We start from the raw sequence: 15534 nt of genomic DNA, 5'->3' as shown, positions 1-15534 counted from the left end.
ATATACTGTTTTTAAGGTTCAAAATTTATCCAAACTTCTTTTCGTAATTCAGGTCTCGGAACATATGAAAAAGCATCCGGGTCGTCTTCAAAAATCCTATATATAGATTTACCTTTTTCAATACCCAATTTACCATACTCTCCCGGACGCTTTTTTATCAATTTGGAATAACAGTAATTGGCATTCCTTATCCATTTCAACTCATTACCTTCAAAAACCGGATACCAAGCAATACCCTTTCGACGACGTATCTGGTCATATTCAAAGCCATACTCCCGGTCGCACCAAGCACCAAAGACTAGAGGCTCATCTGCATTGGCACTAATCGTAGCATGCACCCAGTATGGAGGAACCACTACAACATCACCGGGCTTGGCACGAACAGCATAACATTTTCCCGGATTGTCCGAAGCAAATTCCTGCATGTAAATGACCGCTTCACCATTCCATATCTCGTAGATTTCGGGAGTAGACCATTGACAAAACGGAGATATCTTATGAATATGTCCTTGACTTCGGATAGGTTCCATTCCCAAACGTCCTTTAGCATAAGCTACGACTCCAAAAAGTAAATGCAATCGTTGCAAAAGTTCTTTATGTTCATCCTTGCCCACATCCATAGCTATGGAATAGACTACATCCGGTCCATCGCAGGTCGGATCCATTAAACTGGACCGGATATCGCCTAACCGTCGGTTTTCTACTGTCGGGCCAAACACGCCCTTTCCGTAGACAAATCCCAACGGATTTTCAACCATATCAATCTCAATCCCTTTATCAAAACTACTCTTATGCATGATGTCTTACGAATGCTTTGATTGTTCCACACTGTGTTTCTTCAGCTTCACCATAAGGTGTGATTGTATATTCCTTTACGGTAGCAGGAATGATAAACGTTTCTGCATAATGTACCACAAATGGTGAGAACTGATTGGTAGGGCTTTCTACGATTGCCGCCCGTCCTTCGATGAGATTCAATACATTGACTCCCTCATTATTCTTGTGCAGAACTTTACCCGTAAACCAATGTCTTCTGGTTTCAATGAACTCCTGTTGGTGTAATCCTGTCTTTTCTTCATACCATTCTTTGCCTTCGGCTACTTTGGAAACATTGTTAATCAACTCTTTCTTTACCCAGGATTCGGTTCTATTCCATTGTATCACATTAGCTCCATGAGCAATATTTATAGGGCGTGGTCGACCATCCAATCCCATTCGTCCCCAGTCCCAAAGTTTGAAGGTGAATATGAACGGAGTTGCACTAATCTCCAATACCATACTATTCCTCCCCGAACAATGTATCGTACCTGCCGGAATCAAGAAATGATCGTGCTTCTTTGCAGGATAAATGCCCACGTACTGCTCTGCATCAAACTGGCCAGTATTTTGGGATTGCCTCAAATCTTCCAGCATTTTTTCCGGTTCTATATTCTCCTTCAATCCGAGATATACCGTTGCTCCTTCTTTTGCATCGAGTATATAGTAGCTCTCATCTTGTGTATAATGCATTCCGAATTTCTGTTGTATATACTCCGTCAGAGGATGTACCTGCAAACTGAGGTTGCCGCCTTGCATTGTGTCCAAAAAATCAAAACGTATCGGGAATTCATCTCCGAATCTGCCATAAACAGCATCGCCAAGTAACTGCCGGGGATAAGCAAATATCAGGTTGATGGAGGGTATCTCGACTCTCTCATCGCCAAAAGCCAATAGCAAACTATTCTCCTCGGGTACACAGTCAAAACACCAGGCATAGTTAGGTACTGTTTTGTCTAAACCGCAAATGTCTTTCATCCATTGTCCACCCCAAGGCCCCGGGTCGAAAAAAGGGACAACTCGGAAAGGCCCATTGACAGCTTTCTCCAGTCCTTCATACATCGCTTTGCCTGTTATCATTTTAGGGCAATTCCGTTGGTTAGTATCCAATACATAATCAATACGGGGCATCATCTCCTTCTTATGCCTGTCGCATATCCGCCAGTCAACAAAGAAGGCTCTTTTATATTGCAAAGAGGTTCTTTCATTTTTATTACTAATACCTATATTCGAGACTTCATTCCTGCGAAATCTCGTTTGTATCTCCCATCTTGCCATATCAGCATAGACCAATAAATCGGGATTTTCGCAGATGTAACCGGCACCAACTCCATAGATAATGACTATTCCTGACTTCTTTTCCGCAATCTGCCTACGTACCGTGTTCACTTTATCGACATCAAAGAAGCAGTCTATAGTATGACGAGTCATGTAGCCAAATACCTCGTCATCCGTAATGTCCGGATGGAAGAAATCATCAATTTGTTGCTCGGCCAGCATCGTACTGGTAGTATGGATAACTACAGCATCGTTGAATTCGTAAGTAAACGCCTCACGCATTTCCTCTTCAAACACTCCCTGATAGCATTCAACAGCTACCACTTTCAATGTTCTGTCCGTTTGATTCAAGTGTTCCTTGATTCTGCCTGTTATGGCAGTCCAACCCCGGGTACATGCATCCGAACAATCCGAAATCTGTACAAAAGGATGTTTCTCATAATTAGCAATATATTTCATCTCTTACCTTGTTTTTCAGACAATATTCCAAACCATATAAAGCAGCATAATCTCCCAAACTCGATACCACTACAGGCACTTTTCCACTCGGTGTCCAGGCATACTTCTGAACTCGTTCTTCGATATAGGGTACAATCACTTTGTGACTGTTCATAATTCCACCACCAAGAATGACGACTTCCGGATCGTATGCATGAATAAAGTTGATAACCGCTGCTCCCCATATTGCAATGCACTCATTTCTTATCAGTAGTGCATCTTTATCACCCGACTCAGCCAATTGAAAGATTTCTTTAAAATCATAGTTATGCGACACTGCCTTGAAATCGGGTGATATTGAAGCGTGTTCCTTTATAATCTTGTGCAGAAAAAATGAGGAAGACAGCGCTTCAACACATCCCTTGTTTCCACAAGAACATAATCTACCTTTATAATCAACCACAAAATGTCCTCCCAATGAACCTGCTTGAAAATGCTTTCCATACATCACCTTACCCTCCATAATCACCCCGGTCCCTATTCCTGTGCCTATAGTCATCATGACAACGCTACCATACCCTTTGCCACTTCCGTACTGCCACTCACCGATTGTTGCTAGCCTTGCATCATTATCGATATAAAAAGGTACCCCCCAGTTATCATCCGCCCATCTGTCCAAATCCAGGTTGACTCCGTCATCATATTTCTCGTTGGTAGATATGATAAGGCTTTTCCGATTGTCTACTAATCCCGGGAAAGCAATGCCAATCCCCAAAATCCTCTTTACATTATTGGAATGAATCAAAAAATTGATAGCGCTTTCTATCTCCGGTAAACTTGCCGACATATCTAAATCTGTACGAGAAGACATCTTTATATAGTCGATTAACTCCCCATCGCGCAAAAGTCCCACCTTCGTAAAAGTTCCTCCCAAATCAACGGCTATGATATGCTTTGTACTCATAGTGCGATTAATTCAGGATTACCATTTATACACTGTAAAGATGCAGAGAATCCATTATCAAGAATCTCCTGATAATTATGTCCGGCATCCGATGGCCAGCACGCTGCAAATGACAATATGGAAGTACCTACATTAGCCACACGATGAGCTACTCCTCCTGGTATGTAATGAAGGCTGCCCGGGAAAATCTGTTCTCCCCAAATACAACGATTCTGATCCATCAGGATCAATACTCCTTCTCCTTCTATACCCCAGTAATATTCTCCACGATCAATATTAGCATGAAAGTGCCCTTTGGTCATGAAATATTCATCACCAACCTTACCTGAAAAAATCTTTGTGATTCCAAAATAGAGACCTCCCGGCAATCCTTCTTGAACGGGTAAGTAGCAACTCACCTCATATAATAAGGTTTCGGGAGACATCTTTTGACAAGCTTCGACATTGTGAAAAATGCCCTGCAAATCGGCCAAAGTTTTTGAGTTCTTTTGTATTTCCTCTCCTACCAGATAGTCTCTCATAAAGAGCGAAGACGGTACATATATTCTTCTATTATCCATCAGCATTATACTTTTAATATCTTACATTGCAAATGTACGCTGATTAGAAACTAGGTCTTTCCTCTATATTTTCCGATAATTATGGTATCTTACCATTATTCATTATAAATAGGCATAATTACTGCAAAAAACAAAAATCAGAGGTGTTATCTCCTGCGATTTCTTAGTTTATCTAAGATAATATGATCAGATTATTTGTTTGGTCTTTACTTCAAATTTCTTTTGGAACTGAGACGGTGACATTCCTGTTATCTTTTTGAACTGAGATATAAAATTTGATAAGTTAGAAAATCCTACTTCTACACTAATGGTAGAAATCTTCATTTTATTTTCAAGTAATAGTTTTTTAGAATAGCCTATACGCATTTCGTTCAGATATTCTACAAAAGTTTTCTTGGTTCGTTCTTTAAAGTAACGGCAAAAAGCGGTCGGCGTCAATCCAACAAGTGCCGAAACATCTTCCAGTTTAATAGAAGTGGCAAAGTTCTTCACCAAAAACTTATAGACTTTATTAAATCTCTCGAAATCTTCTGAATTGACAGAATTAGTAAAGCCAATCGAAGCCAATAACTTATACTCTGTCGATTCTGCCATCAGTGACAGAAGTGACAGAAGATTTATCACCTTCTGTACGCCCGTATCATTTACCGAACGATCTATAAACTGAGTTATTGCCAATTTCGACTTCCCTGTAAACTTCAATCCGCGTCGTGACCTCTCTATCAAGTCACGGATATCATTCATCTCGGACAACCGGATAAAATTAGGATCAAATATCTCCCGCTTAAAAAACAAGCAAATGCAAGTAGCACGCAATCCTGACTCTTTGTCAAAGTAAACATTGTCATTACGCCATTCATGGGGAAGATCAGGACCGATCATACAAATATCTCCTTCTTCGTATGACTCGATATGATCGCCTACAAAACGAGTTCCGGTCCCACTTGTGATATACATAATTTCTATTGCCGGATGATAATGCCAAGGGACAATAAAGTGAGGAAGATCTTCTATATAATAATGTATATGGCTATCGACCGGAAAAGGTAAATCTTGGTAAAGTGGTTTCATCGTATTGTTTTAAAGTAAAAGTGTCATCTCCATTATAAAAGCGAATATAGATAATAATTTTATTACCACAAGCTTATAAGCGTTAAAAATAGTGTCATCATTCCAACAAAGATTTCATGACTCATTTTCCGAACAGACAAATACTCCTGAATCATTGAAAGAAAATAAAACCATAAAATATCAAAACCGCATATCTTTTGTATCTTTGCCGAAAATTTCACAACCTAATCAAATTAAAATGAAAAAAATTGTAAGCGTTCCTTCTCGGCAGAACACTGTGCGCGAACTGAGAGATTATCTGATGATTGCCTTAGGCATGATTATGTATGGCATAGGTTGGACCGTATTCCTATTGCCTAATGATATTACGACCGGTGGTGTACCGGGCATTGCTTCTATCGTCTATTTCGCTACAGGTTTTCCTGTACAATACACCTACTTTGCTATCAATTTTGCCCTATTACTTCTTGCGATACGTATTTTAGGTTGGAAATTCAGTATTAAAACGATATTTGCCGTATTTACACTCACTTTCTTCCTCTCTCTGATCCAAAAGCTGATGGAAGGCGTTGTCCTTCTTCACGACCAACCTTTCATGGCCTGCGTAATTGGGGCTTCATTCTGCGGTAGTGGTATTGGTATTGCTTTCACTTCAAACGGTAGTACGGGTGGTACAGATATCATCGCTGCTGTTATCAACAAGTACCGGGATATTACACTGGGAAGGGTTATGTTGGTATGCGACCTTATCATTATATCTTCCAGTTATTTTGTTTTAAAGGATTGGGAAAAGGTAGTATATGGCTATGTAACGCTGTATATTTGTAGTTTTGTACTTGATCAGGTAGTGAATAGTGCCCGTCAATCAGTACAATTCTTTATCATCAGTGAGAAGTACGAAGAGATTGCAAGACATATCAATGTATATCCTCATCGAGGTGCAACGGTTATCAATGCCTCGGGTTTCTATAGTGGAAAAGAACAGAAAATGCTATTTGTCCTTGCTAAAAAGCGGGAATCAACCATTATCTTCCGGTTAATAAAAGACATAGACCCCAATGCATTTGTATCACAGAGTGCTGTCATTGGAGTCTACGGAGAAGGTTTTGACAAGATCAAAGTAAAATAAACTTTTCTTCTTTCCAAACGTATGTTATAGGACGGCGAATGAACGGTTTTAGTTTGTCCGCCGCTTCTTTTTCCATATAATCGAGAGTTGTAAAAGTGAATGTCAGTGTAGCGTCCTTAGAAGAAAGATCCGCTTTCATCAACAACATATCTGCTTTGCGACAGGCTTCCTGATATTCATAGATGTCAACTGAATCGGGAGCCTCAACAATAAAATCTGTTAATACAGGCAATCCGGATAAATAAGGAGCGGCAGGCAACTCTTTCCAATCGGTTGTGTAGAAATTAATATGACTGTCACATGCAGGTGCACAGACCGTAGAAATCGTACAAATCACTTTTGTACTATCGTTCACGGAAAGAAGCTTCATTTGCCACGTACTCTGAGGAGTCATCTTTACATGGGCATAATCCGAAGAAAGTTCGGTCATCTCCGATTTACTACCGAAACTATTGGTAACCTCCGCTTTCATCTTACTATCCAGAAAATCAATAAAATCGGCACGATTTACGGAGGTCAGTATTGGACTCAAAGAATCCGGCATATTCTTAAAACATGTTTTGGCATCCTGTGCCTGCAATGAGACTAAACAGATAAAAGACAAACATATAAGTGCACTCAATTTCTTCATCATAACATTATTCTATATTCTATTAACTATTTATTGTTTTCACGGAAGTGCTCAAAGCCATGAACAAACTTCTTCGAGAAAACGGGCATCTATTTCATCAAAACTATTCAGATTTTCACTATCAATATCAAGAACTCCCCATACTTCGTTTTCATCTTTTCGGATTAGCGGAACAACGATCTCGGAACGCGACAACGAACTGCACGCTATATGTCCGGGAAACACATCGACGTCCGGCACTATCAGCGTATCTGCCTTCGCCCACGCCGTGCCGCAAACCCCACGTCCTCTTCTGATACGCGTGCAAGCTATCGGACCTTGGAAAGGACCAAGAACCAACTCTTCTCCTTGCACACGATAAAAGCCAACCCAAAAGAAATGGAATGTTTCATTCAGCGCAGCCGATACATTGGCAAGATTAGCTATCAAGTCATCTTCACCGTCAATCAAGTTCTTCAGTTGTGGCAGCAGAGCACGATACTTTTCTTCCTTACTACCCTTATCAATATATAAATCTTCTGCCATGCACTTTCTTTTTTTAATGACTCCCCAAATATAGGAAGAACATTCCAATCAACACCAAAATGAGGTCAATGGCTTTGCTTTTTAAATTCTTTTCACGGAAGAAGAGGGCACCGAAGATAAAGGAAACCACTACACTACTACGGCGTACCATAGAAACAATGGAAATCATAGAATCTTCGTAACTTAATGCGTAAAAGTAAACAAAATCGGCCGCACAAAGAAAGATAGAAATTCCGATAATAGTCCAATCCCAACGGAAAGGAGTACTTTCTTTGCGTTTGGGATACCATAACAACAGGATGATGGGACACATGATGAATACCTGATACACATTATACCAGGATTGCACCAGCATGGGGTTCAGTTGTTTCATCAGATATTTATCGTACAAGCCACTGATAGCACCCGCTATCGCAGCAAGGATGATAAAGAATATCCACTTATTATGTTTGAAGTCGATCCCCTCTTTCTTACCAGAGCGACTCAACAAAAAGAAAGAGAGTATCGCAAGCATGACGCCGATCCATTGATAAAGATTCAAACGTTCGCCAAACAATAACATGGCACCGATAAGTACCAGCACGGGACGAGTAGCATTAATCGGTCCTACAATCGTTAGCGGCAAATATTTCATTCCAAAGTAACCGAATATCCAGGAAGAAAGGACTATAAACGATTTTAAAAGGATGAATTTATGCACCTCCCACCCTACTATGGGAACTTCAAACATACTACCACTGAGCACCGTAGGCAGAAAAGCAGATATAAGGATGAACGGCAGGAATATCAGACTAGAGAAAATCGTATTCAAAAACAACACCGGAAGTACCGCATTGTCGCGAAGCGACTGCTTCTTAAAAGCATCATAAAAGCCCAGTAAAGCTGCTGAAAGGAAGGCAAAGAATAACCACATGTCAGTTGAAAGTTGGGAGTTGAAAGTTAAAGAAAGAAGGTTTCGGGGTAAGTGACATCTACCAAGAACAAAGCATTCCCGGGAACGGAAGCCCCTGCCCGGCAACGATCTTGCTGTTCAATGACACGGCGAAAACCTTCGATGGTAAGTTTTCCACGACCTACCTCCAGAAGAGTGCCGACTATGGCACGCACCATATTACGCAAAAAACGATCGGCTTGAATGGTAAACACCCAAGTAAGTTCATCGTGCTGCGTCCAGGCAGCATGCATTATTTTGCAGTTATTGGTCTTGACGTCGGTATGCAGTTTACTGAAACTGGTAAAGTCCGTATAGTCGAACAACACCTGTGCCGCTTCATTCATCCGTTCAAAGTCAGGAGTTTGAAAAAGGCGACAACGGTATTGACGTTCAAAAGGAACTTTAGTAGTAGTAATATAATACTTATACTTTCGCGATGTAGCATCAAAACGGGCATGTGCTTCAGGAATAACCGGACGAAGACGATAGACCGAAATATCGGGAGGCAGAAGACGATTCAGCTTATCAGCCATTAAAGCTGTATCCAAAGGCATATCGCTATCAAAATGAGCCACCATCAGCGAAGCATGCACACCGGCATCGGTACGCCCCGCCCCTATCACTTCTACTTCACGACGAAGTAAAATAGAAAGTGCCTTCATCAAGCACTCCTGTACGCTTGTCCCATTAGGTTGAATTTGCCAACCATGATAAGCAGTACCATCGTATGCCAAATAAATAAAATATCGTTTCACGTTCCTCCTTGTTTTTTCGGGTGCAAAGATAACGAAATGATTGCCGTTAAAGACAATCTACCTGATAGTTATTTAAATTTTCTTGCCGATGTAGGAGTGAAGTGCCACTCTTGTTCATTCTTTCTCATTCACTAACCTGATAAAGAATGGCACATACCTGTTTTTACTTTTCAGAATTACAGCTAAAAACATCAAAACCGGTACCCAATGCCTAAGCTCACTGTTTGACTATTCATTTTGGCATCATCTTTCATGCTGTCCAAAGAATTTGTAATACCCAATTTGTAAGTTGCATTTATTTGTAGTCCAAAATTGAATTCGTAACCAATTTGAGCGGCGCCACCCACAACCATACGGCTCATTGGAGTTTCTCCATTCACCTTTTTATAAAGATCAATATCGCTATCTTTCATTTTGGCACTTAATCCCATGCCGAAATAGGGTCCCACTCCGGCATAAAACCTTCCTCCTGTGGATGTATTCCATTGCCCCATAGCATAAATAGGAAAACTTCTGAGAAATGAATTGAAACAAATTTATTTGCATGATGCCATTGTTTCGCAGGAATGGTTTATCTTTGCCGAAGCATTTTATGATGAATTATATAAGAAAGATTACAATGGCGCATTTCAAATACCACTATATCCCCTCCCTCTTGTTAATAGGATTAGTACTTACTTTCAGCCTCAGCGGATGCAAAAAGAAAGATATGTCACTCAAACTGAACGAACCTCATAACATCCGTGGAGTAATCAGCTATAAACGTTCTTTTGGAGATTTGAATGATAAACATCTCAGCATTGCACAAGTTATCGGTATACGTCCGCTTGCTTCACGCGAAGAGGCAGAAAGCATGAAGGGGCAATTGCAACACATTACTACGAACGAGTTCTATGTAGTCGATTCATTAACGCATTCCATTCCCTACTTAATTCCGGGAGCAGCCCATCTACTGGACTCAATCGGAAGTAACTTTCTCGATTCGCTCACAGCCAAAGGATTGAATCCTAATAAAGTAGTCGTAACCTCCGTGCTCCGCACTCAAGACGATGTGAAACGCTTGCGACGTCGCAATGGAAACGCCTCCGAAAATTCCGCCCACTTCTACGGCACTACTTTTGATGTTAGCTGGAAACGCTTTCAGAAAGTAGAAGATGAAGACGGACGACCCTTGCAGGATGTTAGTTCCGACACCCTGAAGCTAGTCTTATCCGAAGTATTGAGAGACCTGAAGCAGGCCGAAAAGTGCTACATTAAGTACGAATTAAAGCAAGGTTGCTTCCATATAACAACTAGAAAATAATCTATTGTTATTCTTCCAGCATTCTCCATGCCAATGGCAAGTTGCTGATGATATCACTAGCTACCATTCCTATCTCACCTTGTTTCTTGCAGGCAATATCACCGGCAAGTCCATGAATATAGGTAGCGAGGCGGGCAGCAGTTCCTGTATCATAGCCCTGTGCCAATAATGCCAGAACGACACCAGTCAGCACATCACCACTACCTCCTGTTGCCATACCCGGATTTCCTGTGATATTGAACCAGCACTTACCATCTGGTGCGATAATAGTGGAATAGGCACCTTTCAATATAATGTGTACATTAGCAGACTTTGCTAGTTCGCGCGCTTTCATCAAGCGCTCGTATGAGTTCTGGCATATACCGACAAGGCGTTCCAATTCCTTGGGATGCGGAGTAAGAATACTTCCTTTGGGCAGACGACCTATATAGCTACGTTTCTCTCCCAAAAGATTCAATGCATCGGCATCTACCACCATCGGTGTCTGGCACGTATCGATTTGTTCCAGTAAGGCAGCTTCTGTTTCGGCGGCTTTCCCCAGTCCGGGACCGACTCCTACCGCCTGATAATCATCCGTATCAATGGCAGAAGCAAAACATGTTTCACTAATATCTATTTGAGTCATCGCTTCAGGCACGGCCGTCTGCACGATGGCGTTGTTACAGAACGGTACATGCACCGTCAGCAATCCCACTCCCGAACGAAGACAACCCTTCGCAGCAAGTACCGATGCCCCCGCCATTCCTTGCGAACCGGCAATGAGCAATGCCCGACCAAAGTTACCTTTATGCGCAAACTTACTACGCGATTTCAGCAAATAAGGCATATCTTCATTTTCCAACATGAAGAAATCGGTCGCTACTTCCACCATCGCCTCTTCACTGAGACCGATATCCAGAAGTTGCCATTCGCCTACATATGGTTCGTTCTCAGCAAAAAAGAAAGCCAATTTCGGCAGTTGCAAGCTCAAAGTTAAATTAGCACGAATAATGCAGGACGTTATATTGTAGGTATTGTCCTCACCCATAAGTCCCGAAGGCATATCAATGGCAACCACCGTAGCCGACGAAGCATTGATATACTTCACCACCGCTGCAAAGCCACCACTCAATGCTTTATTCAATCCACTGCCAAATAGTCCATCAATCACGACATGCTCCGCCGTCAATACCGGAGGGGTAAATTGTGAAGTCACTTCGTGGAAATCGACGTTAGCAATTCCTCCAAGTCGTTCTTTATTGGTATTACATTCCGGAGAAAGAGAACCTTTTGTATTAAACAGATACACTTCCAATTTATAACCTTTCCCAGCCATCAGGCGCGATACTGCCAAAGCATCTCCTCCGTTATTGCCCGGTCCGGCAAAAACCGTAAATGGAGTACTAGTATCCCAACGTTCTGAAATGGCTTTTGCCAAAGTTTGTGAAGCGCGTTCCATCAAATCGATGGAAGAAACAGGTTCGTTTTCTATTGTAAATGCATCCAGTTGCTTGATGCTTGCCGTAGTAAATATCTTCATGATGGTATCCTCTATCTTTAAATCGTTGAGCAAAGATAGGGCTTTGATTCCAACTCTACAATGCGAGTAGCAGTTTTTTATTAATCGAACCTACAAAACAATGTTTATAATATGAATTGAAATCTTGCCTGAAAGAGACTGAAGTTTTTACGGCTGATCTCTTTGATATGGTTGCCAGGCATCACATAACTATAATTCACCTTCACCCCCACATGCTTATTGATATAATAGTTCAGTCCCAAAGAAAGATCTTTTTGTGCGCCTCCTGTTATGTTTGCATTTCGGTCGTTCATATCGACAATATTAAAGCGTCCGCAAAGTTCCAACGCACGCCCTATCGGACGAGCCGGACATGCCAATGCCTCATCATACGCATATTCATTTCCCAACAACAACCAAGAACATTGTAAATAAACTCCTTGACCGGTATAGTCAGTAAATCCGGTACGACGCTTTACCTGTGTACGTATATATTCGCTTTGTAGAAAGAATTTATGATAATAGATTAAAAGCTCCGCACCCAGTTTGAATTGATATCGTGTATTATCCACCTCAGCATAAATCAAATTACGATTATCAATAGTGCTTACACCGGGAGACTTATATATAAAGACATTCCTATTTTCTTCTTCGGGTAAAGTCCCGTCCGGCGTACGATATACGCCAGCCATCCCTAGATGGAGTAACTTGCCCGATTCATTTACAGGTCGATAAACCAAACGTCCATCAATAGCATATCCCTGCGATACATTCTTCAGATTACTAATATCATTATCAGTAAAAAATCCGCCACAAGCATAGTAATGCTGTGAATTATAAGTATAAGCCGCGCCCAGTCTTCGGCTATTGGTCATAGCCAAAACAGCACCGGGTGACTGATTAAAGCGAAGATCGAACGTACTGCACAGCATATCCAACGTAAACGGCTCGTAAAACTGCCCTACTTGAATAATATGCTTCCCGGAAGTGTACGTTGCAAAAGCATCTTTTATGGACACCTTGCTTCCTACATAACCTATCTCCACTTTCATGTCCCATTGCTGGTACGTAGCCTTCGCCCCTACCCGCAAATCGCTGAACTCAGTACCGTTACCGAAACCATTCTCATTCCTCAAGAAAACGCCACCGTCCATCAGCATGCGTCCGGTCAGCTTATATTGTATTTTATCCGTTGAGTTTTCCTGAGCTGCGGCGGTCATGGAAACAAAGACCGCCAACAGGCACAAGAAGGATTTAGAAAGATAGTTCATCAGCACGAAACTTGATTGATGGATGGCAAAGCTCCCTGCTCTTCGTTTTCTTCTGCCATTCCGTTTCTCAGCATTTCTTCACGTCGATGCCTCTGCACCAGATAGATGATAGAGCTGGTGAATGCCACCGTACAAACAATTCCTACATAGCCCGACATCTGATTGTAAAATTCAAGCCAGTTGATCTCTGTACTGAAGAATTCCTTAAACATCAGTACCAATACCGTACCTGTATATCCGATAAAGTCGATTGTTACAATAAAGAACCCTACATTCCCCTTTATCTTGAAACAAGCAATGAAACGGTCAAAGAAGATACTCTGAAAACAGAGGTAAGCAATGTAAAGACTCAAACTCTGAACAAACAGCCAAGTCACGGTATCGAGCTGAAGCGTATCGTAGTTGAATGAAACAAAACTCATGGTAGCAGTTCCGGCAACCACCATGCTCAGAAGGATAACCAACACTTTGATATTGCTCTTCACAAATACCATCATACCGAAAAGTGCGAGAATAATAAGTGTTACAATACTGTCTACCTGTGCAAACATCCAGGAAGAGTGTTCGCTCATATCTATAATCTTCACCAGGAAGTCTTCTTTTATATCACGCAGAATAACCAGCATCAGATTGGCCACAAACAACAGAATCAATACAGGCAGGAAATTAATGAACAACTCTTTGCGGTGCTTGCTGTCCAGGGTGACGCGCTGGCTTTTTTCTGCGATGTCCTCTTTGGTAGGCTGTGGCAAACGGTTGAGGACATAGCCCAACAGAGCCAACAGCGGTAAAGCGAAAGCACCGATAAGAGCCGGCATCCAAAACTCTCCTACATGCAGTGTATTCATCACAAACAGTCCCGTAGACTTGGCTACTCCCGAGCTAATCACAATACTGATACCCAATAGACTGGCAAGAATATCGGTAGTGCGTCTTCCTTCGATAAAGCTGAATATCACTCCCCACATACAACCTAATGACAAACCATTGAAAAACATTGCGAAGATATTATAAGGAGCAGGCAGCAAGCCGAACATAACCAAAGAAAGTTCTGCTACAAGGATAGATACAAGGATAAACTTCATCCGGTTTTCCTTCTTCAACTCGGAGATCAGTTTGATTCCTGCAAACTTGGCAATAAGATAACCCAGGATTTGTATAATGGTTGTAAGTACTTTGTAATCGAGTCCGAAGGCTTCCATGCCATCGAATGTTGCAGCCGTGAAAGGTTTGCGTAGTGCATATACTAAAGAATAAGATAATAGGGCTGCACCTCCGGCCCAAAGGATAAATACAAGATCTGATAATTTCTTGTTAGAAAGCAGTTCTGCTTTAATATTGGCAATGGTTTTCATTTTGTTCTCATTTGATTTCGGGAACAAAAGTAGAACAGTGGAGGCAGAGGAAAAATGAATATTTATTATTTATTCATTTAATTATCAGACAATAAATTATGTAGCATTAATGTAATATTTATGAAACAAAAGCATAACATACGGACAAAAAAGGTGATGTGAGGAATCACCTCGGGTCCCTTTCTATTTTTAGAAAAAAAACGCTGATTTGACTTAAAAGATTGGTTACGAGCAGAATCAAGAGTTAGCAAATAAGAAAGTAACGATTTGGAGACCTATCTAATTCAGCGATACTCCATGTTTTGCATAACTTCAAATAACCGAATATAAAGTTAAGCATTTTATTTCAAATTCAAAAGGATCCCCATATATTATTTAGGAATAATTTCAGGGGTCAATTTCGCTTTGGCACACGGGGTCAACGCGCGCTGGATTTTCCAAGGTTTACGGAACAGATTTATTCTGTGACGGAGTTTCAACGGATAGCGGATTCATTACAGCTATCCATTGAAGAATTATGCGACTATCCCGTAATTTCTCCGATTAAAAAGATGCAATATATTTCATCGGGTTTCGGAATGCGCAGGCATCCTATTCGCAGGATGCGACAATTCCATACAGGCATAGATATTCCAAAAGTTAAGGGAACCCCTGTTTATACCACAGGGAACGGAATAGTGATCCGTAAAGGTTATGATTCAGGGTATGGTTATTTTATAGAGATTCAGCACTACGGCGGTTTTTGTTCATTCTATGCACATCTAAGCAAAACGATGGTAAATGCAGGTGATTCGGTAAGTATAACTGAACAAATCGGCTGTGTGGGTAGCACCGGAATCTCAACTGGCAGTCACTTGCATTATGAAATAAGGAAAGGTAACCGCTTCCTTAATCCGAGTGGGTGGTGCTATTATATACTAGAATAAGTAAAGAAATATAATCTCATCTGTTTGGCTGAGATTTTTATTTTTATTATGTCAGTGAATTAATTTGTTTTTTATACTTT

Annotated in this window: 16 protein-coding genes; 3 read left to right on the top strand and 13 right to left on the bottom strand. The window is 41.1% G+C overall.

Features of this window, described 5'->3' with window-relative positions:
* Positions 1 to 11: 11 nt before the first annotated feature.
* The 5 genes from Q1W14_RS20085 to Q1W14_RS20065 form a co-directional block, all read right to left on the bottom strand.
* Positions 12 to 797, bottom strand: coding sequence for a glucose-6-phosphate isomerase family protein (locus Q1W14_RS20085; RefSeq protein WP_300704459.1), 786 nt, complete (start codon positions 795 to 797; stop codon positions 12 to 14).
* Positions 790 to 2553 (bottom strand): class I mannose-6-phosphate isomerase, encoded by a 1764-nt coding sequence (locus Q1W14_RS20080; protein WP_300704458.1) that lies wholly within the window; start codon positions 2551 to 2553, stop codon positions 790 to 792. Before Q1W14_RS20080 ends, Q1W14_RS20085 begins: the two co-directional genes overlap by 8 nt.
* Positions 2537 to 3496: an ROK family protein gene (locus tag Q1W14_RS20075; protein WP_300704457.1), complete on the bottom strand. Its 960-nt coding sequence runs from the start codon at positions 3494 to 3496 to the stop codon at positions 2537 to 2539. Before Q1W14_RS20075 ends, Q1W14_RS20080 begins: the two co-directional genes overlap by 17 nt.
* Positions 3493 to 4056, bottom strand: coding sequence for a glucose-6-phosphate isomerase family protein (locus tag Q1W14_RS20070; protein ID WP_300704456.1), 564 nt, complete (start codon positions 4054 to 4056; stop codon positions 3493 to 3495). Before Q1W14_RS20070 ends, Q1W14_RS20075 begins: the two co-directional genes overlap by 4 nt.
* A 186-nt stretch (positions 4057 to 4242) precedes the next feature.
* Positions 4243 to 5127, bottom strand: coding sequence for an AraC family transcriptional regulator (locus Q1W14_RS20065; protein WP_300704455.1), 885 nt, complete (start codon positions 5125 to 5127; stop codon positions 4243 to 4245).
* 238 nt (positions 5128 to 5365) lie between these two features.
* Here Q1W14_RS20065 and Q1W14_RS20060 point away from each other — a divergent pair, with 238 nt between their 5' ends.
* The gene (locus tag Q1W14_RS20060) at positions 5366 to 6256 is read left to right on the top strand and encodes a YitT family protein (RefSeq protein ID WP_300704454.1); all 891 of its coding nucleotides are present in this window, start codon (positions 5366 to 5368) and stop codon (positions 6254 to 6256) included.
* On the opposite strand, the gene Q1W14_RS20055 is transcribed toward Q1W14_RS20060, so the two are convergent.
* The 5 genes from Q1W14_RS20055 to Q1W14_RS20035 all read right to left on the bottom strand — a co-directional run bounded on the left by Q1W14_RS20055 (position 6243) and on the right by Q1W14_RS20035 (position 9604).
* Positions 6243 to 6890, bottom strand: coding sequence for a DUF3256 family protein (locus Q1W14_RS20055; RefSeq protein ID WP_300704453.1), 648 nt, complete (start codon positions 6888 to 6890; stop codon positions 6243 to 6245). The genes Q1W14_RS20060 and Q1W14_RS20055 overlap by 14 nt on opposite strands.
* A gap of 48 nt (positions 6891 to 6938) precedes the next feature.
* Positions 6939 to 7412 carry a GAF domain-containing protein gene (locus Q1W14_RS20050; RefSeq protein ID WP_300704452.1) on the bottom strand — a complete coding sequence of 158 codons (474 nt, stop codon included), beginning with the start codon at positions 7410 to 7412 and terminating at the stop codon, positions 6939 to 6941.
* A 13-nt stretch (positions 7413 to 7425) separates the two neighbouring features.
* Complete coding sequence (locus tag Q1W14_RS20045) at positions 7426 to 8325, bottom strand: DMT family transporter (RefSeq protein WP_300704451.1); 900 nt, start codon at positions 8323 to 8325, stop codon at positions 7426 to 7428.
* A 26-nt stretch (positions 8326 to 8351) separates the two neighbouring features.
* The gene (gene truA, locus Q1W14_RS20040) at positions 8352 to 9101 is read right to left on the bottom strand and encodes a tRNA pseudouridine(38-40) synthase TruA (protein WP_300704450.1); all 750 of its coding nucleotides are present in this window, start codon (positions 9099 to 9101) and stop codon (positions 8352 to 8354) included.
* Between the two features lie 191 nt (positions 9102 to 9292).
* On the bottom strand, positions 9293 to 9604 hold the full coding sequence (locus Q1W14_RS20035; protein WP_300704490.1) for an outer membrane beta-barrel protein: 312 nt from the start codon (positions 9602 to 9604) through the stop codon (positions 9293 to 9295).
* A gap of 116 nt (positions 9605 to 9720) precedes the next feature.
* On the opposite strand from Q1W14_RS20035, the gene Q1W14_RS20030 reads away from it, so the two are divergent.
* Positions 9721 to 10404, top strand: a complete 684-nt coding sequence (locus Q1W14_RS20030) for a DUF5715 family protein (protein ID WP_300704449.1) — start codon at positions 9721 to 9723, stop codon at positions 10402 to 10404.
* 7 nt (positions 10405 to 10411) lie between these two features.
* On the opposite strand, the gene Q1W14_RS20025 is transcribed toward Q1W14_RS20030, so the two are convergent.
* The 3 genes from Q1W14_RS20025 to Q1W14_RS20015 form a co-directional block, all read right to left on the bottom strand.
* The gene (locus tag Q1W14_RS20025) at positions 10412 to 11923 is read right to left on the bottom strand and encodes an NAD(P)H-hydrate dehydratase (protein WP_300704448.1); all 1512 of its coding nucleotides are present in this window, start codon (positions 11921 to 11923) and stop codon (positions 10412 to 10414) included.
* 104 nt (positions 11924 to 12027) lie between these two features.
* Positions 12028 to 13173 carry a porin gene (locus Q1W14_RS20020; protein WP_300704447.1) on the bottom strand — a complete coding sequence of 382 codons (1146 nt, stop codon included), beginning with the start codon at positions 13171 to 13173 and terminating at the stop codon, positions 12028 to 12030.
* Entirely contained in the window at positions 13173 to 14528 is a 1356-nt protein-coding gene (locus Q1W14_RS20015) for a DUF5690 family protein (RefSeq protein WP_300704446.1), read from the bottom strand. Before Q1W14_RS20015 ends, Q1W14_RS20020 begins: the two co-directional genes overlap by 1 nt.
* 464 nt (positions 14529 to 14992) lie before the next feature.
* Here Q1W14_RS20015 and Q1W14_RS20010 point away from each other — a divergent pair, with 464 nt between their 5' ends.
* A complete protein-coding gene (locus tag Q1W14_RS20010; protein ID WP_300704445.1) occupies positions 14993 to 15454 on the top strand; it encodes a M23 family metallopeptidase in 462 nt (153 codons plus the stop codon).
* Positions 15455 to 15534: the final 80 nt, after the last annotated feature.

Origin of the sequence: Bacteroides sp. (genome assembly GCF_030151085.1) — a bacterium.
Taxonomy (GTDB): Bacteria; Bacteroidota; Bacteroidia; order Bacteroidales; family Bacteroidaceae; genus Bacteroides.
This window is presented reverse-complemented; position numbering and strand designations above follow the sequence as displayed.

Excerpts from the sequence above, each read along its gene's own strand:
- Q1W14_RS20075 (WP_300704457.1), bottom strand. The coding sequence starts at position 3,496 with ATGAGTACAAAGCATATCATAGCCGTTGATTTGGGAGGAACTTTTACG.
- Q1W14_RS20045 (WP_300704451.1), bottom strand. The coding sequence starts at position 8,325 with ATGTGGTTATTCTTTGCCTTCCTTTCAGCAGCTTTACTGGGCTTTTAT.
- Q1W14_RS20060 (WP_300704454.1), top strand. The coding sequence starts at position 5,366 with ATGAAAAAAATTGTAAGCGTTCCTTCTCGGCAGAACACTGTGCGCGAA.
- Q1W14_RS20070 (WP_300704456.1), bottom strand. The coding sequence starts at position 4,056 with ATGGATAATAGAAGAATATATGTACCGTCTTCGCTCTTTATGAGAGAC.
- Q1W14_RS20050 (WP_300704452.1), bottom strand. The coding sequence starts at position 7,412 with ATGGCAGAAGATTTATATATTGATAAGGGTAGTAAGGAAGAAAAGTAT.
- Q1W14_RS20015 (WP_300704446.1), bottom strand. The coding sequence starts at position 14,528 with ATGAAAACCATTGCCAATATTAAAGCAGAACTGCTTTCTAACAAGAAA.
- Q1W14_RS20030 (WP_300704449.1), top strand. The coding sequence starts at position 9,721 with ATGGCGCATTTCAAATACCACTATATCCCCTCCCTCTTGTTAATAGGA.
- Q1W14_RS20025 (WP_300704448.1), bottom strand. The coding sequence starts at position 11,923 with ATGAAGATATTTACTACGGCAAGCATCAAGCAACTGGATGCATTTACA.
- Q1W14_RS20055 (WP_300704453.1), bottom strand. The coding sequence starts at position 6,890 with ATGATGAAGAAATTGAGTGCACTTATATGTTTGTCTTTTATCTGTTTA.
- Q1W14_RS20065 (WP_300704455.1), bottom strand. The coding sequence starts at position 5,127 with ATGAAACCACTTTACCAAGATTTACCTTTTCCGGTCGATAGCCATATA.
- Q1W14_RS20085 (WP_300704459.1), bottom strand. The coding sequence starts at position 797 with ATGCATAAGAGTAGTTTTGATAAAGGGATTGAGATTGATATGGTTGAA.
- Q1W14_RS20080 (WP_300704458.1), bottom strand. The coding sequence starts at position 2,553 with ATGAAATATATTGCTAATTATGAGAAACATCCTTTTGTACAGATTTCG.
- Q1W14_RS20020 (WP_300704447.1), bottom strand. The coding sequence starts at position 13,173 with ATGAACTATCTTTCTAAATCCTTCTTGTGCCTGTTGGCGGTCTTTGTT.